Genomic DNA, 20,672 nt, shown 5'->3' on the forward strand with positions numbered 1-20,672 from the left:
CAAAGGAATAGCGGTGAACGACGAAGATCCGCAGAATGAGCAAAGCTTCGTTCTCCGTGTCGTTGAGAATATCAGCGAGTTCACGGCAGACGAATGGAACAGTCTTGTCGGAGCATCCCGGCAGGACGCGCATTACAATCCCTTCATTACCCGCAACTTCCTGCTGGCTCTGGAAGAATCAGGCTCGGTTTCACGAAAAACGGGCTGGCTTCCGCGCCATTTACGTCTTGAAGATGATCAGGGCCACCTCATCGGAGCCGTGCCGAACTATCTCAAGGGGCATAGTCAGGGAGAATATGTCTTCGACCATGGATGGGCTGATGCTTTCGAGCGCACCGGTGGTCGATACTATCCAAAATTTCAGGCCGCAGTGCCTTTCACACCGGCCACCGGTCCGCGCCTCCTCAATCACATCGCCTATGAAAGCGAAACCGTTCGACTGGCGCTGGCTGGCGGACTGCGGGAACTGGCTGATCAATCCGGCGTCTCATCAGCGCATGTCACATTTGCACTGCCAGATGAGATCACCGCGCTCGAGCGCGCAGGATTTCTTCATCGCACGGATCAACAGTTTCATTTTAAAAACAATGGCTTTAAAAGCTACGATGATTTTCTGAATGAGCTGGTATCTCGGAAACGCAAGGCGTTAAAGAAAGAACGACGTGAAGCCTTGTCGGATGGTATCGAAATCGACTGGTTGACCGGCAGCGACCTCACGGAATCCGTCTGGGACGACTTCTTCGCGTTTTATACGGATACCGGTAGCCGCAAATGGGGACGGCCCTATCTGAACAGGCAGTTCTTTTCGCGGATCGGCGAAACCATGGCGGGAGACATTCTGCTCGTCATGGCCAAACGCAACGGACATTACATTGCCGGTGCGATCAACTTCATCGGTGGTGATACACTTTTCGGCCGTCATTGGGGCTGCATCGAAGATCACCCATACCTGCATTTCGAGGTTTGCTATCATCAGGCAATCGATTTTGCGATTGATCGAAAGCTGAGCGTCGTGGAAGCCGGAGCACAGGGCGAGCACAAAATTGCCCGCGGTTATGTGCCGGTAACCACCCATTCAGCGCATTACATTGTTCATGAAGGCTTTCGGAAAGCCGTACGCGACTATCTCGATCATGAACGTCGCGAAGTCGAACAGATTCAGGACGCCCTGGAAGAACACTCGCCATTCAGGGATGCGCTCTGACTGCTTGTTTTGACGCGCATCTCATCCGAAAGCCGCTTCACACCTTTCGGGATGCGCTCGCTCTATCCACCTTGCCTAACGCGACTTGATACGGTCTGATCCTGTCAAACATTTTCGCATTGGAGAGAATCGCATGTCCGCCACCTATGACGACAACAATATCTTCGCCAAAATTCTGCGCGGCGAAATCCCGTCCACCCGTGTTTACGAAACCGATGACGTCGTTGCTTTCATGGATGTGATGCCGCAAGGCACGGGCCACACGCTGGTTGTGCCAAAGACTGCTTCCCGCAATCTGCTCGATGCCAAGCCGGAAACCCTCGCGAATGTTGTTCAAGTGGTGCAGAAAATCGCGCAGGCCGTGAAGAGGGCATTCAATGCCGATGGCGTAACCGTCATGCAGTTCAACGAACCGGCATCCGGCCAGACCGTCTATCATCTGCACTTTCATGTGATCCCGCGCTTTGAAGGCGTGGCGCTCAAGCCCCATACCGGACAGATGGAAGACGCGGCAGTTCTTTCCGCAAACGCTGAAAAGATTCGTGCAGCGCTCTGATAAGACTCACACTTTCAAAGTGTAAGCAGGCCGATTACCAGCAGGATTTCCGCAACGAGTACACCGACGAGCAATCGCTTACCGGTAATGAGAAAGGCGGCAAATCCTGCCGCGGCGGAACCAGCGCGGAGCCAGAGCGGCGAATTGGCCAGTTCTCCATTAGGATAGAGAATAAGCTGCGCGATAACGCCTGCAACCAGTGCAGTCGCGACGCAGCGCACGAAAACGAGAGCTTCTGAATCCTCCCGCACGCGCCCACCAACCAGCACTCCCATCAGGCGGAACAGATAGGTTGGAAGCGCTCCAGCCAGCAGGATAAACAGAAACGGCCACCACCAGGTCGAAAAGCTGTCCCAGTTCATTCAGTTGCCCCCACCGATACGCGACGCATCCAGTGAAAACCGAACGCTATCAGCCCACCGAGAACACCCGTGATCAGCAGGTCATATCCAGGAGCCAAATGATGAAATATGGGGAACAGAACGATCCCGGAAATCATTGCGACCTGCCCTGCCCTTTCTCTGGCTGAACGCCAGAGCGACGTCAGAAAATACATCGGCGTCAGCATGAAAAGTGCCGCGAAAACAATTGGCGGAAAAGACGTCGATAACGAATAGACGATAGCAACGACAATCGCATTGGTTCCCACCAGAACCATACCGATCCCCGCAAAATAGCTCGTCCGCATATCACGCGGGATCTTGCGCAGCTCCTCCATGGCCATGACCCAGGCGGTGACGGCAACGAAATGACACAGAGCAGCGAGCGTCAGTTTTCGCGTTTTCGATCCCTGCAACTCGGGAAGCAGCGCGACCACCATCGGCATCAAACGCACGGACGAAAGTCCCACCGCAAGAGCCGCGGTAGGCAAAGCCACACCTGCACTGATCGCTCCGATCAGAACGACCTTTGCCGGAAGCGCCCAGATGGTCAGCGTCATAAAGACGGCTTGAACAACGGTGATGCCGCTTTCAATTGCCAGTCCCGCAAAACCGATAAACGAACTCATCAACAATAGAGCAGGAATACTGCAAATGCGTGTACAACCGCGCAAGAACCATCGCAGGTGACGATGGTCTTCTGAATTTTGCTCAGGATAATCGGAATGAATCGGTGGCATAGAGTCACGTTAGAGCAAGGTCCGAGCAAGTTGCACCTGGTTTTTACCGCTCAGATCGGAAAACCTCAGTTTTCCTTCACACCAGCCTCATCCTCAAAACAAAACGGCCCTCAGAGAGGGCCGTTCCGCTTGCTTGTTACTTCTTACGTGGCACTTTCGGCACCGACGATTTGGCCGCCGAGGACTTCGAGGAAGATTTCGGCGCCGGTTCGTCCTTGCCCGCCAGCACCTTCTCCTTCTCTGCCTTCTTCGGCGCAGCCTTCTTGCGTTGCAGCTGCTTCTTCTCAGCCGGAATATCCTTCTTCGGACTTACCGGCTTATCAGCCACGCTTTCCAGCGAAAGATCGGTCTTACCGTCCGGTTTCGTCACGACATCCACCCGGACCGTGCCACCATGCTTGAGTTTCCCGAAGAGCACTTCATCAGCCAATGGCTTCTTGATGTGTTCCTGGATAACCCGGGCAAGCGGACGTGCACCCATGCGCTCGTCGTAACCCTTGTCAGCAAGCCAAGCGATTGCGCCTTCGGTCAGTTCGAAGGTCACGCCGCGCTCAGCAAGTTGAGCTTCAAGCTGAAGCACAAACTTCTGCACAACCTGATGAATGACGGGAACCGGCAACGGACCGAACGGAATGATCGCATCCAGTCGGTTACGGAACTCAGGCGTGAACAAGCGGTTGATCGCTTCCATGTCATCGCCTTCGCGACGCGTGGAACCGAAGCCGATTGCTGCCTTCGCCATATCCGACGCACCGGCATTGGTGGTCATGATCAGGATCACATTGCGGAAGTCGATCTTCTTGCCGTTGTGATCGGTCAGCGAGCCATGATCCATTACCTGCAACAATATGTTGAACAGATCGGGGTGTGCCTTCTCGATCTCATCAAGCAGCAGCACGCAATGCGGATGCTGATCGACGCCATCGGTCAGGAGTCCGCCCTGATCGAAGCCAACATAGCCGGGAGGCGCACCGATGAGCCGCGATACGGTGTGACGCTCCATATATTCCGACATATCGAAACGCAGGAGTTCCACGCCCAACGAACTTGCCAGCTGTTTGGCGACTTCCGTCTTGCCGACGCCGGTCGGGCCGGAGAACAGGTACGAGCCGATTGGCTTGTCCGGTTCGCGCAATCCCGCACGGGCGAGCTTGATCGACGCTGACAGCGCTTCGATGGCCAAATCCTGACCGTAAACGACACGCTTCAGTTCAGCATCCAGATGCGAGAGAACCTGCTCATCATCCTTCGATACCGACTTCGGCGGAATACGGGCCATCGTTGCGATTGTCGCTTCGATTTCCTTCACGCCGATGGTCTTCTTGCGCTTGTTCTCAGGCAATAGCATCTGGCTGGCACCTGTTTCGTCAATCACATCAATTGCCTTGTCTGGCAATTTGCGATCCGAAATATAACGCGCAGAAAGTTCCACTGCCGTCTTGATGGCATCGACCGTGTACTTGACCTTATGGAAATCCTCGAAATAGGGCTTCAGCCCCTTCATGATTTCAATCGCATCCGGGATCGAAGGCTCATTGACATCTATCTTCTGGAAGCGACGCACCAAGGCACGGTCTTTCTCGAAGAACTGACGATATTCCTTATAGGTCGTCGATCCGATGCAGCGGATAGCACCCGATGAAAGCGCCGGTTTCAACAGGTTCGATGCATCCATCGCGCCGCCCGAAGTGGCGCCAGCCCCGATGACTGTATGAATCTCGTCGATGAACAGAACCGCACCCGGATACTCTTCGAGCTCCTTGACGACCTGCTTCAGACGCTCTTCGAAGTCACCGCGATAGCGGGTGCCAGCCAGAAGTGTGCCCATGTCGAGCGAGAATATCGTCGCATCGGCAAGCGCTTCAGGCACCTGTCCTTCAACGATCCGCTTGGCAAGACCTTCGGCAATCGCAGTCTTGCCGACGCCGGGATCACCCACATAAAGCGGGTTGTTCTTCGAACGACGGCAGAGCACCTGAATGGTGCGGCTGATTTCGCTGTCACGACCGATCAGCGGATCGATACGCCCGGCCTTGGCCTTCTCATTCAGATTGACGCAATAGGCAGACAGGGCGTCCTGCTTCTTCTTGGCGCTTTCTTCCTGTTCTGTGCTAGTGCGTTCTTCACTTGCGCTCTCTGCGCCGCGCGGCGGGCGAGTTTCGCTGTTCTGCGGGCGCTTGGAGATGCCATGCGAAATATAGTTCACGGCATCATAACGTGTCATCTGCTGCTCCTGGAGGAAATAGGCAGCATGACTTTCCCGTTCCGCAAAAATGGCAACCAGCACGTTGGCACCGGTTACTTCCTCGCGGTTCGAGGACTGTACATGAATGACCGCGCGCTGAATGACGCGCTGGAAAGCGGCAGTTGGCTTGGAATCTTCGTCATAACCCGTGACGAGATTATCAAGTTCGCGATCAATATAGTCGGTAACGATACGTTTGAGATGCTCAAGGTCGACGCTGCAGGCACGCATCACTGCGCCCGCATCCTGATCGTCGATCAAGGCAAGCAAAAGATGTTCGAGCGTCGCATATTCGTGATGCCGCTCGTTTGCAATTGTGAGGGCTTGATGCAGGGCCCTTTCAAGGCTTGGGGAGAACGATGGCATATGACCTCACTTTTTCTCCATCACGCATTGCAGCGGATGCTGGTTTTGGCGGGCGAAATCCATGACCTGGCTAACTTTGGTTTCGGCGACTTCGTATGTAAATACGCCGCACTCGCCGACCCCGTGATTGTGAACATGCAGCATGATGCGCGTGGCATCATCCTGGTTCTTCTGGAAAAACCGCTGCAGGACATGAACGACGAACTCCATGGGTGTGTAGTCGTCATTGAGGAGCAGGACACGATAGAGGCTGGGCTTCTTGGTTTTCGGCTGTGTACGCGTAACTACAACGGTGCCGTTTTCCGGACCATTTCCGCCGTCAGTCTTGCTTTGCATGACTATATCGAGATGCCTCATGAAACCTATTACCCGGATGCCCATCTGCCTGACCCAACTTGCCCTATTATGTAGGTCGTCATGTGGTGATTTTAAGCCCTTCATTGGCACTTGCAACCGGGACTTATTGCAATAACGAGGCTTGACACAGTTATATGGCGTCGTCCGAACGATAGGTCATGACAAAACAGCTCTATGTAAAATAGCCGGAGCACTTCGCTGCCAAATAATATAGGTACTAATAATTGAACCTAATAAACTCGACCCTATAAAAAGCGGAACACAAATTGCGGTTTCACGAATACGAAAAAAGTACTAATTTTCTCACATAATCAAAACATTAATGAATGCATTAGGGCTACTAACAGAACATACTTTTTAAAACCCGCTCATTTCTAGAGGCTGCCTCTCCCCTTCCACCCAAACAAGGCAGCAGCAAAACTAAACTCGCGCAAGCGGGTTTTTTTTGTGTTGTGACACCACTGCCTTCCCCTGATACGAACAGCGCATTTCATTGACACATCTGCGTGAACGTTCTTAACGCATCGGGTCTGAACGGACTGTCAGCGTTACGGCTTCCTCAAAATTTTTCCGAAATTTATGAACAACACGGTTACCATAAACGGATTGGTAACGCTGATGGCAGTAGGATCACCGAATTAGACGCTGTGTGCCTTTTGTGTCGCAGTTCAAAAAATCCGGGATACAGGTAGGTCATCATCGTGCGTACCGCATTTAGTAAAGTCGCATATGCCTTGAAAAGAGCGGCGCAAGCCACCCTTCTTCTTGCAGTTGTAACGGGGTGTTCGACAGCTTCGACAACGATACCGGCGATAGCGGCTAGCGATAGATATGCAGCGATCGTGATCGATGCGAACACCGGCAAAACGCTGTTTGCCTCGAATGCGGATGCACAGCGCTATCCAGCTTCCCTCACCAAAATGATGACTCTGTATATGCTTTTCGAGGCAATGCAGGCAGGGCGCATGAACAAGGACACGCGTATCCCGGTGTCCGCCTATGCAGCTGCGCGCCCGCCTACAAAAATCGGCTTCCGTTCGGGGCAAAGCATTCGTGCTGAAGATGCAGCGCTGGCCATGATCACAAAGTCAGCCAACGACGTGGCAACTGCCGTCGGCGAATATATCGGCGGCTCCGAAGAGCGGTTTGCGCAGATGATGACAGCAAAGGCTCGTCGTCTTGGCATGCGTAACACGACCTTCCGTAACGCATCGGGTCTGCCGAACATGGCGCAGCATACGACTGCACGCGACATGGCGATCCTCAGCATCGCACTTCGCCAGCATTTCCCGAACGAATTCTCCTATTTCTCCCGCCGCAGCTTCGTTTTCCGCGGACAGACCATCAACGGTCACAACCGTTTGCTCGGTCGCGTTGAGGGCGTGGACGGCATCAAGACCGGCTACACCAATGCATCCGGTTACAATCTGGCTTCTTCAGTCAGCCTGGATGGCCGCAGGCTCGTAGCGGTGGTCATGGGCGGCAATACCGGTGCTAGCCGCGACGCCCATATGACTCAGCTCATCCGCAAATATCTTCCTATGGCAACGCGTAGCCGTAACGCTGCACCGCTCGTCGCCATGCGCAACGATGCACCGCAGGTCGTTGCTTCGATCGATCTTCCCAAGGCCAAGAATGCCCCTGTTCCTGTAACCCGTCAGGTTGCAGCCGTGGACGACATCATCAACAACGAAAGCGGTGAAGGCGATAGCGACCAGCCTCAGGTTCTGGCACTTGCAGCACCGACCGCGCGTCCTGCTGCGCTGGCCGCACAGGCTGCGATCCGCCCCACACCAAAGGCCGCCGTCCCGTCTGCACAGGCTCAGGAAGTCGATCCGGTCACAACCGCCTCAGCTCCTGCTGCCGGTGGCTGGGCAATCCAGATCGGCTCCCTCCCGAGCGAAGGTCAGGCGCGGGACATGCTTGCCAAGGCTTCTGCCACAGCAGGTGGCACGCTGCGTGCGGCGTCGCCCTATACCGAGACCTTCAACAAGGGTAGCGCAACTTTCTACCGCGCGCGCTTTGTTGGCTTCTCCTCCAAGCAGGCTGCTTGGGATGCCTGCGCCTCGCTGAAGAAGAAAAACTTCGGCTGCTATGCAGTCGCGAACTAATCGATTGCGAGGGGTTCTGCCCCCTCGTTGCCAGCTTCAAACCCGAATTTGTAGTGCGTAGAGGGTTTCGAGATGTCAAATATGAGAGAAACTTTCGGCCAGCCGCCGTTCAAAACGGCCGACTGGACACAGGATGAAGGCAAGACTTCAGCCTTCGGTGCATTGTTCTCGGTGCAAGGCCTCAAGCAGGCTGCCCTGCGAATTGCCGATGTAAGGCGAGGCACCGGCTTTCAGACCAAAGATCTGGTCGGGCTGCTCGTCTGTCATGCAGCACGTAACAAGCGGTTGGTTCAACCACGGGCTTCCATGCGGATGACCCTGCCGGTGAATTTCGACCGAGTTTCTGTGCGCCTGACGATAGAAAACTGAATGAACACCAGATGAAATGAAAAAGGGCCTGCCGGTTAACCGGCAGGCCCTTTTTCATGAGTGTATCAATCTTCAAAGCAATCCCAGAGCCGCCAGCTCCTGGCGCAATTCTGCCGGCAAGGCAGCCCTGCCCGCTTTACCCGCGGCTTCATCATGCGGGACTTCATTTTCAACCAGATAGCGCCAACCCTGAAAAGCGCGGCGTGGCTGCCACTCTGTCGGAATGACCTTGGGTTCGAGAACAAGGTGACAGCGATTGATACCCTGCTCATCTGTAAATGGACGAACATCCAGCAGGCGCTGACGGCATTGGACGTTGCCCTTGATAACCCAGTAGAGCGAGCCACCTTCCAGCAGCTCATCGATCCGTTTCGGAACCATTCTCGTTGTGTGAAACTGTTCCGGCACCAAACCGGCCGCACGCTGTTCAGCGAGACGGAAATCGATCCAAGCCGCGAGATCTTCGATACTGTCGCAGCCGACACAAAGTTTGACGAGATTGAGAGCCATAGGGGTGATTTAGCCAAGACGAATGCGCGCTTCAAGCCTGAAGCATCGCATTCCGCCCAGAATTGCGAATCAACAGGCGACCACGTTGACGGCGAGACCGCCCTGACTGGTTTCCTTGTAACGCTCGCTCATATCGTGACCGGTCTGGCGCATTGTCTCGATACAAGCGTCGAGAGGTACAAAATGCTTGCCGTCGCCCTTTACAGCAAGTGACGCTGCGGTCACCGCCTTCACCGCACCAAGCGCATTACGTTCAATGCACGGCACCTGCACAAGCCCGGCAACCGGGTCGCAGGTCATGCCAAGATGGTGCTCGAGCGCAATTTCAGCAGCATTTTCAATTTGCTCAGGCGATCCGCCAAGCACAGCGGCAAGACCCGCTGCCGCCATTGCCGATGCTGATCCTACTTCGCCCTGACAACCAACTTCCGCGCCAGAAATCGATGCGTTGTGCTTGATGACACCGCCGATCGCGGCAGACGTCAGGAGAAAATCGCGAATGCCTTTCTCATCGGCATCATCATGAAAATGCAAGTAATAGCGCAGAACCGCCGGTACAACGCCTGCAGCACCATTTGTCGGTGCGGTGACTACCCGGCCGCCGGACGCGTTTTCTTCATTGACCGCCATCGCGTAAACCGAAAGCCAGTCATTTGCCAGAAGCGGGTTGCTGCGATTGTTGCGCCAGTCATCCTGAAGCTTATCATGAAGCTGTCGCGCACGACGACGGACATTCAGGCCGCCCGGCATGACACCGTCCCGGCTCAGTCCACGCTCGATACAGCCACGCATGGCCCCCCAAATACGATCGAGACCATTATCCAGATCACCGCGTGCCATATGCTTTTCTTCATTAGCCCGCTTCATTTCGGCGATCGACAGCCCGCTGTCATGGGCCATCTCAAGCATCTCAGCGGCACTACGGAATGGAAACGGCACATCAGCCCTGTCGTCCTGCTTTGCACCGCTGCGCTGAACGCGGCTCAGCTCTTCTTCCGTCACGACAAAACCGCCACCGATGGAAAAGTATGCCCGACGCAAGAGAAGATTGTCATCGGCATCGAATGCTGAGAAAGCCATGCCGTTGGCGTGCCCCGGCAAAGGAGTCTTCCGATCCAGTACGAGATCGACCTTCGGATCGAAATGATAGGCCGGATGCCCATCGGGTTTCACCTTCTTCTCGGCGAACACCTTCTCAACTTCAACGTCCATAATGTCGGGATCAATCGTATCCGGCAGATGACCGCAGAGCCCCAGAATGACGGCACGATCCGTCGCATGCCCGACGCCGGTATAAGCAAGAGAGCCGTGCAGGCTCGCTTTCAACCGGTGGATTTTCGAATGCGCAGGCCGTGGCCAGTTTCCGCCTATAATTTCATTGAGAAACATGCGCGCAGCCGTCATCGGGCCCATCGTATGCGAACTGGAAGGCCCAATGCCAATCTTGTAAAGATCGAAAACCGACAGAAACATTCCACACCTTCTGCAGCCGTCATAAGGCTGATTGATTCCTGATCGCAGCGTCGCCCGCGATTTGCCTGATCGTCCATTCTAGACAAAAATCGGCAAAAAGTCGCTAACGCAGAAACCGCGTATCTCTATCAGATAGTGTAGGAAAGGATCAACGCAAACGGAATGCTGAAATGCGGCATCAAATTTCCGGAATACGTAACGCCGCCTGACTTCTAGAGCATTTCCTGTTTTGTTTGATTCATTGGAAATGCTCTATCCGTTTGTTTTCACGCATGTCTTTATCCCGAAACCGGTTCCCACTTTCGGGAGACATGCTCTAGACGGAGAACAGATAGGCCATGAGGATGACAGCAGCGAGACCAACGACTGCCCAGAGCGTAACGCCCCAGCAGGATTTTTGAACGGTTTCGTCCATGGAGATTTTGGCAACCTTGTTGTGCAACTCTTTTACACAGCGTCCTTCACAACGCTGTTACCGATCATATAGCTTCGTGAACAACGGAACGCAACGGCGAAAAGCGACTGAATTGTGGCGATAAATTTTCTGGATTGAACATCCACCTCATGAAAGCTTTCTTTATCAATCAGTTACCAATAGATAACCTTAACAAAAGCTTTAAAGTGACGGCAGAAATGCGGCATCAGGGTTGAGGTAGAAGCATATCTGTCTTACCCGCCAACCAGTAAGCGGCAAGTCCTACCCACTCACGCATGGCCACGCTGAACCGCGAAAGCGCTTCATTCGGGGATTCGAGATAAAGGGCAAAACGCTCGCTGGCGCGCGTCTTGTAGTCTACCGGCCAGGCGACAACATCGAAATCCGCCTTGCGAAAGCAGCCAACGGATCGCGGCATATGATATGCAGAAGTCACCAGAAGCCACGTTTCGCCGGGTTTGGGCTGGGCCAGTTCTTTCGAGAAAATTGCATTCTCAACCGTGTTCCGAGACTTGTTTTCATAGATGTAACGTTCGCCGGAAAAGCCGAGATCTACCAGCATCTGCCGCGTGCTATCTGCCTCTTTGACGGATTCTTCGAAAAAGGCTCCATCACCTCCGGAAACAATAACCCTGGCGTCTGGATATAATCTCGCCAGCCGCATCGCTTCGAAAATGCGGTCGGCCGCGCTATTCAACTCGAAACCTTTGCGCCCGGCATTGATGTCACCATTCATATAGCCGCCAAGAACAACGATCCCATCCACATGTTGTGGCATTGCATCCGGCTTCGCGAAACGATCCTCCAGCGGGGCAAGCAGAACAGAACCCAGTGTGGTGAAAGCCGCAAAAAACAGAATGGCGATAGACAACCCCAGCACACTCATACTGAGCCGTCGAGAACCTCGCCACATGGCCAGAAAAGCAATCAGGACAAGAACGAGAATTATCGTAACAGGTTGGAAAAACAGCCAGAAAATCTTCGACAGACTAAAAAACAATCAAGCTCTCCAATATCCAGCCCTCTGTCCGTGCCCATGCCAGCACGAATCCGTGTGCGACCGCATACTATAGTGTTGCAAAAGCCTGTGTTAGAGATTTGCCGGGAATCGAAAAACGCCGGATAGCGCTATCCAGCCGGAAGGAACCATGTCTAACATCACGCCCCAGGATATTGCACCTTCGTCCCGGATTCGTCTCGGTCGCATCGATATTGCGCGTGGGATCGCGCTGATCGCCATGGCGATCTACCACTTTGGCTGGGATCTTGAGTTTTTCGGCTATATGGCACCTGCCACAACTGCCCATGGGGGCTGGAAGCTTTTCGCCCGCTGTATTGCTTCAAGCTTCCTGTTTCTGGTCGGCTTCAGCCTCGTTCTGGCGCATGGCAACGGGATTCGCTGGAAATCAATGGCGAAACGTCTGGCACAGATCGTTATCGCTGCGGCCGCGATTTCAGCAGTCACATGGTATATGTCGCCGGACAGTTTCATCTTCTTCGGCATCCTTCACCAGATCGCTCTGGCAAGTGTGCTCGGTCTTCTTTTCCTGCGCCTGCCCGCCTTTGCAATATTGATCATTGCAGCGTTGGTCATCAGCGCCCCGCTTTACGCAAGCGCCGATATTTTCAATAATCCCGCGCTCAGCTGGGTCGGCCTTTCGACCGTCGCGCCGCGTTCGAACGATTATGTGCCGCTGTTTCCTTGGTTCGGAGCTGTCCTTATCGGCATGGCGGCGGCGCGCATGTTTCAGCGTTTTGGATGGCTTCAGCTCTTGGCTGGCGGGATCAAACCCCAGTTTCTTGAAAAGCCGCTGACATTCATCGGCAGGCATAGTCTGGCTTTTTATCTTATTCATCAACCAGTTCTGATCGCACTAGTTTATGTCTTCTCGCAACTGATGCCTCCGGCGCAGCCAACACCGCGAGAAGCGTTTACGCAATCCTGTGTGGCTGCATGCCTGCAAAACGGAAGCGAACAGCTATGCCAGCAGTTCTGCGGCTGCGTCGTGACGGAACTGGATAAAGCGAAACTGTTCGATGATGTCTTCAGCGGCAAGATCGATCAGGAGAACAACAGCACGGTCCAGGATATTGCACAAATGTGCTCACCGGTGCCCGATACCCAGTAAAACAGATCAGGTATTGACGCCCAGTTCGGCAAGACGCTCGATGCAGGATTCCTCGATCTGGTCGAGTTCGCCGAGTGTCTCCTCAATGTCGCGTCGCTTCTGGCGAAGATCGGCGCGTTTTTCCTCAACGCGCTTCATGAGCAGCTTCAGCTGCCCCGTCTCGCCGGGCGGCTCACGATACATCTGGATGATTTCGTGGATTTCGGCGATCGAAAAACCAAGCCGCTTGCCACGCAGAATCTGCTTCAGAAGATGACGGTCGGCGGGACGGAACAGTCGTGTGCGGCCACGTCTCACAGGAGCGATCAGGCCTTCATCTTCGTAGAAGCGCAAAGTACGGGTTGAAATACCGAACTCGCGCGTCAACTCTGTGATCGTATAATATTCGCGCACCACAACATTCCTGCCTTATATCAAGCGGACCAGCCTCTAAACCGAATTGAGTTCAGAGGCTAAGTTGTGCTCCCCCATTTACGTAAAAGTCAACATTAAACCGATGCGAACTAAAATACATTTAGCTACAATTTGGCCGAAAACCGGAATAATCAATTTCACCTACCGCCAGAAACGGTGAAGGCTTTTCCAAAGGATATTCAGCTGAAACCCCTTAATTTCCGCTGATTTCCCATGGATTGCGACTTGCCATCATATTGCCGCTCATGCGTTATGAACTTGCGGAAACCAGTTACAAATGGCGATTCATGCGGCGCTCTATAAAATTTACCTTGATCGGACTTGTCGTCATCGCTGTGATAGGCGCAGCCCCATTTGCCGTCGAACCAATTGTCGTGAAGATCGGAGAAGGTTCGATTCGTCAGCTCGCCAGAGACGGTAATTTCTGTCAGACAGAGCAATGCGACGAAGGCATGAATTACGCGCTTGGTTTTCTCGAAACCAATTATGCGCTGTCGCCTCACGACGTTAAATGGTGTATGGGCGTCGATGTCATTTCCCATTATGAGTTGCCATTCGGTAACGCATTGAAAAAGTCAATAACCGACCGAATGTACCAACGTTGTGGCGATCCGAAGCAAGATGAACCACCCGGCGATCATACGGATGAATAAAGGCGCTCTTCATGAAGCGATTTTTGCGCATTGGCGCCTGGATGATACTTCTGGCCATCCTTGCAGTTACGATCAGCCCGATTAAATTCCGCCCAGTGACAGGTGAGCCCGTCGATCTAGAGCGGTTTGCGGCTTTCTTTCTGGTCGGAGCCTTGTTCGCCCTCGCCTACCCTCGCCACTGGATGGGTGTTCTTCTGCTGACAGTCGGCTGCGCCGCACTTTTCGAACTGATGCAACGTTTGGCACCTGGGCGTCACGGCGAGTTCATAGACTTTGTTTTCAAGGCGGCCGGAGCCATATTTGGCATTGCTGTTGGCTATGGCCTCAGCCTTATGCGCCCTTTCCGGCAAGAAGGCTGATCAAGCAGCGGGAATAGCCTTCAGTCTGTCGCCTGCCGTTTCACGCATGAATTCCAGATGGATCGAACGTAGCAATGCGGCCAGATCGTCATTGGCAGCAGCAAATCGGCCGCCCCCGACAGCCTCGCACATGAGTGCTGATATTTCCGCAGCGCCCATACGCTTTCGCCCGGCAGCAACCGCCCGCCAGGCCTCGATGGCAACAATCAAGGGCGCATGCGTGGCATCGCTCAATCCGGAAGAGCGAAGAAGCGCAGCAAGGGCAGCAGGACGTCCGCCCGAAATAATCGCACAAATCCGCCTATCATCGAGATCGGAAAGCGCGCCCAGCAAGCTGGCGAAGAAATCTATACGGCCTCCGGCAACGGCACGGATAACAAAACTGGTCGTGATTTCACCGCGCAGACGCAGATGTTCGACCAGCGCCGGGAGTTCTTCTTGTGAACAGTTTTCCGCCAGTTGCATTGAAGCACGAGCAGTCGCATCGCCTACAACCTTATCGGCGCGGCGTTGACCCAGAAGCAATTTCACCAGTGGAAGAGATTGGAGAACCTCTCCGACTCTCACTGCGAGTAGATGACGGCATTCAGCCGGAAGATGCGGATGGGCCAGCAAGGCTTCCCGTACGACAGCATCATGTCCGCAGCGCTCGCTGATGCGCCGAAACGAAACGGGGGCGATACGGGCGCAGCGGTTGAAGAGCATTTCAGCAACAGCTTCATTATTCCCGACTTCGGCGATTGCCGCCGCGACTGCGAATGAAACATGCGGGCGCGCGGCAATCAAAACCTGCATCGATGGAGCGCTATAGGCCACACGATCAATCAGATCAGCGTCGCTAAGAAGCTTTGAGCGTGCAAGGATATATCCCGCCACCTCCGGTTGATCGGCTGCAAGCGCCGTTACGATATGCAAAGGCGAATGCACGCTGGTCGAAAGCACATCTGCAATAGCCATGCGAACTTTCGGGGAAGGATCATCAAGCAAAAGCGTCAATGCGGCTTCTGCATGTGCACGAGCATGATCAGACTGAAGCTGGTCAATACATTGCCGGGCCAACTGAGCAGCTCGGACAACGCGCGCAGCTACCGGCTCGCAGCCACCGACAAACGTATCTTTTTCGATATACATTCTGGCCCCGCTCCAGATCGTTCTTGTATTCGAAAATGATAAATTAAAATGGTTTACGAGCGGTTTACCATGTTTGTTAACCGCATTGTCGCAGCATGGAACCGAACGCGTTTTCACTCGTTTTATCGTCATCAATTCAACGGAGACTTCAAATGGCCGACGAAAAGATCACGAACGAAATCCAGCAGGCTCTCGAAAAGCAGATTGCCGATATGCGCACTGAACTGAAGCGCCTTTCAAAGTCGCTGGCGTCACATTCTGGCGAGCTGAGAGAACGCGCGGAGGACGTCATGGATGATGCGTCCGGTCGTTTCCGTCATGCCGCGCAGGCCGTGCGTGAACGCGGTCAGGTCGTTGCCGAAACGGTTCGCGAAAACCCAGGCACAGCCACAACCCTTTTCGGAACTGCCGGAATTATCGGCATTCTCATCGGTGTTGCCATCGGGTGCGCCATTTCTGATCGCCGCTGAACAGCAAGAACAGCCTGATACTTGTGCCCGCGCTCAATGCGCGGGCTTTTGTTTGCGCTCTTTACGAGACGGTTGTGGTCTGCTAGCTCCCGGTCATTGGCAGTTTGCCACCGGTCGCAGCCTACCCGGTCAAAACAAGGATGAGCGCAATCAAGCGCTGCAAGACTGCGACGTGGCTTGAAACAAAGGCACGCAAATGTCTGAAAAGACAATATATTCCGATCTCAAGCAGCTCGGCTCCAACGCTTCGATCCCACAAAATCCGGAAGATGCCATCCTTGAAAGGGTCGCAAATCCGCAAGCGGGAACGCCTTACTGTGTGCGCTTCACCGCACCTGAATTCACCTCGCTATGCCCAATGACGGGACAGCCGGATTTTGCACATCTGGTCATCGACTATGTTCCCGGCCAGTGGCTGGTGGAAAGCAAATCTCTGAAACTGTTCCTGTTTTCCTTCCGCAATCATGGTGCATTTCACGAGGATTGCACGGTAACCATCGGCAAGCGCCTCGTCGAGCTGCTGGAGCCGGAATGGCTCAGGATCGGCGGCTACTGGTATCCACGTGGCGGTATTCCCATAGACGTTTTCTTTCAGACCGGAGCGGCGCCGCAGAACGTCTGGATACCGGAACAAGGCGTGCCTAACTATCGTGGTAGAGGCTAGAGCATTTCCAGCAAAAGTGCGAAGCAGTTTTGCGTAGGATAATGCGAGAAAACAAAGAGAGCGAGCGGTTCCAGTGAACCCGTTTTAACTGGAACCGCTCTAGTTGATCGGAGTCGCTGTTGCGACTGAAGATCACGATCCCTATTATAGAAGCAGACCACATGGCCCCTGAAAGGACCCCCATGAAAAACTTCGCTATTCTGATTTCTCTGGCCGTTCTTGCCGGATGCGGGGGAGCTGGTAAGGCGGCCATGGATACAGGCAAGAGTTTTGATCGATTCGCCTGCATGTCGCGCAATTTCAAGGGCGAACCGCCCTGCCCGCAGCCGGAAGCTACAAACCAGAAGGCACAGTAAAACCAGAAAGGAGGCCTGTCATGGCTATCGAACCCAAGGACGTTCTCGATTTCTGGTTCTCGCCGAAGATGCGAGAGAACTGGTTCAGCAAAAGTGATGAGATCGACGCGGAAATTCGTGAGAAATTTCTGACGGCTTACGAAGATGCGCGCGCCGACAAGCTTGAAGACTGGAAACAGCAGCCAGAAAGCGCGCTTGCGCTCACCATTCTGTTCGACCAGTTTCCGCGCAATATGTTCCGTGGTTCACCGCGTTCTTTTGAAAGTGACGGGCTGGCCCGCGATGTGGCGGCACAGGCGCTCGACCACGATTTCGACCGCAAACTATCGCCCGAACAACGCCAGTTCTTCTATCTGCCATTCATGCATAGTGAGCATCTGAGCGACCAGAAGCGCTGCGTCGATCTTTATGAAAGGCTCGGCGACGAGTTCTCACTCGGTTTCGCCCGCCAGCATCACGATATCATCGAACGCTTTGGACGCTTTCCCCATCGCAACAAGGTGCTTGGTCGCGATACCACCCACGAGGAAACCGAGTTCCTCAAGGAACATACAGGCTTCTGAAGTTCAGAGCGCATCCCGAAAAGTGTGAAACGGTTTTCGGGATGCGCGTTAAACAAATATCTAGAGCAGCCGATAAGGCAATATTCCGCGGCGGTCGTGATCGACCGCCAATCTGCTTTTAAGCGGCGGAACGGCGCGCTGCACACATTCAGCGCGTTCACAGATACGGCAGGAAACGCCAATCGGATCGAAGGCAGAGCGCACTGCGATGTCGAGCCCATCCGCATAGACAAAATCCTGCGCGTAGGCCACCTCACAGCCAAGGGCGATAGCGTAGCGCCGCTGGGGTGCATTAAATCCCCCCTCGCTCTTGGTCAGCTCTGTCGCAATGCAAAGATAGCGCGCACCATCCGGCGTTTCGGCAAGCTGCCGAATGATCCGTCCCGGCGTCTCGAATGCCTGATGCACATTCCATAGCGGGCACGCAGCACCATAGCGCGCAAATTGCAGCTTGGCAGCGCTGTGTCGCTTCGTAATGTTTCCGGCCCTGTCTATGCGAGCAAAAAACACCGGTACGCCCCGATGGCCGGAACGCTGCAAGGTGCTAAGCCGATGCGCAACCTGTTCCAGACTTGCCCCGAAACGCGATGCCAACAGCTCCAGATCATGGCGCAGCTCCTTGGCTGCTGAAAGGAATGTCTGATAGGGCAGCATCAGCGCCCCGGCGAAATAATTGCGCAAGCCGATCTTGCAAATTTCAACAGCCTCGGCAGAGCGAAAATCCGCTCGTCCAGCAATCGTGCTCACCAGTTCTTCCATTTCCAGTTCGGCGATCTGGAACGCAATCTGGAAATTGCGGGTCGAAGCGGGTGAATAAGGATTGAGATAAAGCACCCGTGCCGCAGGATCGAACCGGCGCAGGACTGCCTCCTCCGGCCCGGCCCGCGCAATATGCACGCGGTGGTGCTCCGCCATATATTGCGGCAAGGCTACACCGATGTCCCGACCCGGAATGTTTAGCTCCGCTGCCAGCTTTTCTGCCGCAATATCAATCTCATGTACGTAATTGTCGATAAAATGGAAAAAGTCGCGAACTTCCTCATAAGGCGCAGGCTCCGCAGTAGACGGAGCGCGACCCAGCTGATTATCCAGACTTGCGAGCTGTTCGCTGTTGCGGCGATAGGCCTGATGGCAGGCAATCAGCGCATGAGCCAGCCCCGGCGCATTTTGCGTAATGAGCTTCAGTTCCTGCAGGTTCGGCTTGTAATTGTCGAAAACGGGGTCAGCCAGTGCCTCGGAAACAGCTGAAAGCAATCGATCATCATCACCCAGTGAAATGGCGCCTATATCGATCTGGTAGTTTTCAGCCAGCGCGAGCAAAACGGCTGCGGAAACAGGCCGCTGATTATTCTCGATCTGATTGAGATAACTCGTTGAAATACCGAGGCGTTCAGCAAAGCCCGACTGGGTTGCCTTATGTTGCTCGCGTATTTCGCGTATCTTTCTGCCGATATAAAGTTTTCTCGGTGCCATTTTCGCAAATTCGCATTTCGCTATTTGCAAATTTATATCTTACACAATCGCACCTTTTCAAGCTTTTCCAGAACGCCTTCGGATTTTAAGCAGGAAGGAGAAAAAGACTATCTTTTCAGTTTCATAACTCGCCTTCCAAAGGCCGCCCAAAAGTGGGGACTTTATGCAGGAACTTCTTGAGCAACTCGAAGCCCGCCGTACGGAAGCCCGCCTTGGCGGTGGTCAGCGCCGTATCGATGCCCAGCATGGCAAAGGTAAGCTTACTGCCCGCGAAAGGATCGAAGTGCTTCTCGACGAAGGATCGTTCGAGGAGTTCGATATGTATGTCACCCATCGCTGCACCGATTTCGGCATGGAAAAGCAGAAGGTCGCTGGCGACGGCGTCGTGACGGGCTGGGGTACGATCAACGGCCGGCAGGTCTACGTGTTCAGCCAGGATTTTACCGTTCTGGGCGGCTCATTGTCCGAAACCCATGCGCAGAAAATCTGCAAGATCATGGATATGGCCATGAAGAACGGCGCGCCGGTAATCGGCCTTAACGATTCCGGTGGTGCGCGCATTCAGGAAGGCGTCGCGTCACTCGCGGGCTATGCCGACGTGTTCAAGCGCAATGTGGATGCGTCTGGTGTGGTGCCGCAAATCTCAGTCATTATGGGCCCTTGCGCAGGCGGTGCAGTCTATTCACCAGCCATGACCGACTTCATCTTCATGGTGCGTGACAGTTCCTATATGTTTGTGACGGGCCCTGACGTGGTGAAAACCGTCACCAACGAAATTGTCACGGCGGAGGAACTGGGCGGCGCTTCGACCCACACCCGAAAATCATCAGTCGCCGATGGCGCTTATGAGAACGATATTGAAGCGCTGGAACAGGTCCGCATTCTGTTCGACTTCCTGCCGCTCAACAATCGCGAAAAGCCGCCTGTTCGCCCTGTGTTCGATGATCCGTCGCGACTGGAAATGCGCCTCGACACATTGATCCCAGACAGCGCCACCAAGCCCTACGACATGAAGGAGCTTATCCACGCACTGGCCGACGAAAGCGATTTCTTTGAAATTCAGGAGGCTTTCGCAAAGAACATCATTACCGGCTTCATCCGTATGGATGGTCAGACTATCGGTGTCGTTGCAAACCAGCCCATGGTGCTTGCCGGTTGCCTCGATATCGATTCATCGCGCAAGGCTGCCCGGTTCGTTCGCTTTTGCGACGCCTTCAATATCCCTATCCTGACCCTTGTGGATGTTCCGGGCTTCCTGCCCGGCACGGCGCAAGAATATGGCGGCGTCATCAAGCACGGCGCAAAACTGCTCTTCGCCTATTCGCAAGCCACCGTCCCCATGGTCACGCTCATCACTCGCAAAGCCTATGGCGGTGCCTATGACGTGATGGCCTCAAAACATATCGGCGCTGACATCAATTATGCATGGCCGACGGCGGAAATCGCCGTCATGGGTGCCAAGGGTGCAACAGAAATTCTCTATCGTTCCGAGCTGGGTGATGTCGAAAAAATCGCCGGGCGCACGAAGGAATATGAGGAGCGTTTCGCCAATCCGTTCGTGGCCGCTGAACGTGGGTTCATCGACGAAGTCATCATGCCGCATTCCTCGCGTCGCCGCATTGCCCGCGCTTTTGCCAGCCTGCGCAATAAGCAGCAAAGCACGCCGTGGAAGAAGCACGACACCATCCCGCTGTAATCCCCCGGTTCATTTGA

22 protein-coding genes are annotated in these 20,672 nt (G+C 54.2%); 12 read left to right on the forward strand and 10 right to left on the reverse strand.

Annotated elements, in window-relative coordinates; translation table 11 throughout:
* Positions 1–13 precede the first annotated feature (13 nt).
* Positions 14–1,204 carry a GNAT family N-acetyltransferase gene (locus tag OHI65_RS16335; protein WP_040130120.1) on the forward strand — a complete coding sequence of 397 codons (1,191 nt, stop codon included), beginning with the start codon at positions 14–16 and terminating at the stop codon, positions 1,202–1,204.
* A 133-nt stretch (positions 1,205–1,337) separates the two neighbouring features.
* Positions 1,338–1,760, forward strand: coding sequence for an HIT family protein (locus OHI65_RS16340; protein ID WP_012091950.1), 423 nt, complete (start codon positions 1,338–1,340; stop codon positions 1,758–1,760).
* Between the two features lie 14 nt (positions 1,761–1,774).
* Here the strand turns inward: OHI65_RS16340 and OHI65_RS16345 are convergent, their stop codons facing one another.
* The 4 genes from OHI65_RS16345 to clpS all read right to left on the reverse strand — a co-directional run bounded on the left by OHI65_RS16345 (position 1,775) and on the right by clpS (position 5,827).
* Complete coding sequence (locus OHI65_RS16345) at positions 1,775–2,122, reverse strand: AzlD domain-containing protein (RefSeq protein ID WP_012091949.1); 348 nt, start codon at positions 2,120–2,122, stop codon at positions 1,775–1,777.
* Positions 2,119–2,880, reverse strand: coding sequence for an AzlC family ABC transporter permease (locus OHI65_RS16350; protein WP_125300198.1), 762 nt, complete (start codon positions 2,878–2,880; stop codon positions 2,119–2,121). The genes OHI65_RS16345 and OHI65_RS16350 overlap by 4 nt, the downstream gene beginning before the upstream one ends.
* A gap of 136 nt (positions 2,881–3,016) precedes the next feature.
* Positions 3,017–5,491, reverse strand: a complete 2,475-nt coding sequence (gene clpA, locus OHI65_RS16355) for an ATP-dependent Clp protease ATP-binding subunit ClpA (protein WP_010659969.1) — start codon at positions 5,489–5,491, stop codon at positions 3,017–3,019.
* 6 nt (positions 5,492–5,497) lie between these two features.
* Positions 5,498–5,827: an ATP-dependent Clp protease adapter ClpS gene (gene clpS / locus OHI65_RS16360; protein WP_061346484.1), complete on the reverse strand. Its 330-nt coding sequence runs from the start codon at positions 5,825–5,827 to the stop codon at positions 5,498–5,500.
* A gap of 722 nt (positions 5,828–6,549) precedes the next feature.
* Between clpS and OHI65_RS16365 the strand changes: the two genes are divergently transcribed.
* Positions 6,550–7,959 carry a D-alanyl-D-alanine carboxypeptidase family protein gene (locus OHI65_RS16365; RefSeq protein ID WP_012091945.1) on the forward strand — a complete coding sequence of 470 codons (1,410 nt, stop codon included), beginning with the start codon at positions 6,550–6,552 and terminating at the stop codon, positions 7,957–7,959.
* Between the two features lie 72 nt (positions 7,960–8,031).
* Positions 8,032–8,328: a hypothetical protein gene (locus tag OHI65_RS16370; protein WP_012091944.1), complete on the forward strand. Its 297-nt coding sequence runs from the start codon at positions 8,032–8,034 to the stop codon at positions 8,326–8,328.
* Positions 8,329–8,400: 72 nt separating this feature from the next.
* Here OHI65_RS16370 and OHI65_RS16375 read toward each other — a convergent pair whose 3' ends face one another.
* From OHI65_RS16375 to OHI65_RS16385, 3 genes are all read right to left on the reverse strand, one after another.
* Positions 8,401–8,838: a DUF1489 family protein gene (locus OHI65_RS16375; RefSeq protein ID WP_125300197.1), complete on the reverse strand. Its 438-nt coding sequence runs from the start codon at positions 8,836–8,838 to the stop codon at positions 8,401–8,403.
* A gap of 69 nt (positions 8,839–8,907) precedes the next feature.
* Positions 8,908–10,311 carry an L-serine ammonia-lyase gene (locus tag OHI65_RS16380; RefSeq protein ID WP_012091942.1) on the reverse strand — a complete coding sequence of 468 codons (1,404 nt, stop codon included), beginning with the start codon at positions 10,309–10,311 and terminating at the stop codon, positions 8,908–8,910.
* A 641-nt stretch (positions 10,312–10,952) separates the two neighbouring features.
* Positions 10,953–11,747 (reverse strand): YdcF family protein, encoded by a 795-nt coding sequence (locus OHI65_RS16385; protein ID WP_125300196.1) that lies wholly within the window; start codon positions 11,745–11,747, stop codon positions 10,953–10,955.
* Positions 11,748–11,895: 148 nt separating this feature from the next.
* Here OHI65_RS16385 and OHI65_RS16390 point away from each other — a divergent pair, with 148 nt between their 5' ends.
* A complete protein-coding gene (locus OHI65_RS16390; RefSeq protein WP_125300195.1) occupies positions 11,896–12,876 on the forward strand; it encodes a heparan-alpha-glucosaminide N-acetyltransferase in 981 nt (326 codons plus the stop codon).
* Positions 12,877–12,882: 6 nt separating this feature from the next.
* Here the strand turns inward: OHI65_RS16390 and OHI65_RS16395 are convergent, their stop codons facing one another.
* Positions 12,883–13,269: a MerR family transcriptional regulator gene (locus OHI65_RS16395; protein ID WP_010659960.1), complete on the reverse strand. Its 387-nt coding sequence runs from the start codon at positions 13,267–13,269 to the stop codon at positions 12,883–12,885.
* A gap of 308 nt (positions 13,270–13,577) precedes the next feature.
* On the opposite strand from OHI65_RS16395, the gene OHI65_RS16400 reads away from it, so the two are divergent.
* Together OHI65_RS16400 and OHI65_RS16405 are read left to right on the forward strand one after the other, a co-directional pair.
* Positions 13,578–13,943, forward strand: coding sequence for a hypothetical protein (locus OHI65_RS16400; protein WP_029924641.1), 366 nt, complete (start codon positions 13,578–13,580; stop codon positions 13,941–13,943).
* Between the two features lie 11 nt (positions 13,944–13,954).
* The gene (locus OHI65_RS16405; RefSeq protein ID WP_010659958.1) at positions 13,955–14,302 is read left to right on the forward strand and encodes a VanZ family protein; all 348 of its coding nucleotides are present in this window, start codon (positions 13,955–13,957) and stop codon (positions 14,300–14,302) included.
* On the opposite strand, the gene OHI65_RS16410 is transcribed toward OHI65_RS16405, so the two are convergent.
* Positions 14,303–15,433 carry a DUF2336 domain-containing protein gene (locus OHI65_RS16410; RefSeq protein ID WP_125300194.1) on the reverse strand — a complete coding sequence of 377 codons (1,131 nt, stop codon included), beginning with the start codon at positions 15,431–15,433 and terminating at the stop codon, positions 14,303–14,305.
* 152 nt (positions 15,434–15,585) lie between these two features.
* Here OHI65_RS16410 and OHI65_RS16415 point away from each other — a divergent pair, with 152 nt between their 5' ends.
* The 4 genes from OHI65_RS16415 to OHI65_RS16430 all read left to right on the forward strand — a co-directional run bounded on the left by OHI65_RS16415 (position 15,586) and on the right by OHI65_RS16430 (position 17,486).
* Positions 15,586–15,903: a DUF883 family protein gene (locus OHI65_RS16415; RefSeq protein WP_012091935.1), complete on the forward strand. Its 318-nt coding sequence runs from the start codon at positions 15,586–15,588 to the stop codon at positions 15,901–15,903.
* A gap of 196 nt (positions 15,904–16,099) precedes the next feature.
* The gene (gene queF / locus OHI65_RS16420) at positions 16,100–16,567 is read left to right on the forward strand and encodes a preQ(1) synthase (protein WP_012091934.1); all 468 of its coding nucleotides are present in this window, start codon (positions 16,100–16,102) and stop codon (positions 16,565–16,567) included.
* 182 nt (positions 16,568–16,749) lie between these two features.
* Entirely contained in the window at positions 16,750–16,923 is a 174-nt protein-coding gene (locus OHI65_RS16425; protein ID WP_010659953.1) for a hypothetical protein, read from the forward strand.
* 20 nt (positions 16,924–16,943) lie between these two features.
* Entirely contained in the window at positions 16,944–17,486 is a 543-nt protein-coding gene (locus OHI65_RS16430) for a DUF924 family protein (RefSeq protein ID WP_125300193.1), read from the forward strand.
* A 60-nt stretch (positions 17,487–17,546) separates the two neighbouring features.
* Here the strand turns inward: OHI65_RS16430 and OHI65_RS16435 are convergent, their stop codons facing one another.
* The gene (locus OHI65_RS16435) at positions 17,547–18,959 is read right to left on the reverse strand and encodes a helix-turn-helix domain-containing protein (RefSeq protein ID WP_010659951.1); all 1,413 of its coding nucleotides are present in this window, start codon (positions 18,957–18,959) and stop codon (positions 17,547–17,549) included.
* A gap of 163 nt (positions 18,960–19,122) precedes the next feature.
* Between OHI65_RS16435 and OHI65_RS16440 the strand changes: the two genes are divergently transcribed.
* Positions 19,123–20,655, forward strand: coding sequence for an acyl-CoA carboxylase subunit beta (locus tag OHI65_RS16440; RefSeq protein WP_012091931.1), 1,533 nt, complete (start codon positions 19,123–19,125; stop codon positions 20,653–20,655).
* Positions 20,656–20,672: the final 17 nt, after the last annotated feature.

It is taken from the genome of Brucella sp. MAB-22 (genome assembly GCF_025908475.1).
GTDB classification, from domain to species: domain Bacteria; phylum Pseudomonadota; class Alphaproteobacteria; order Rhizobiales; family Rhizobiaceae; genus Brucella; species Brucella anthropi.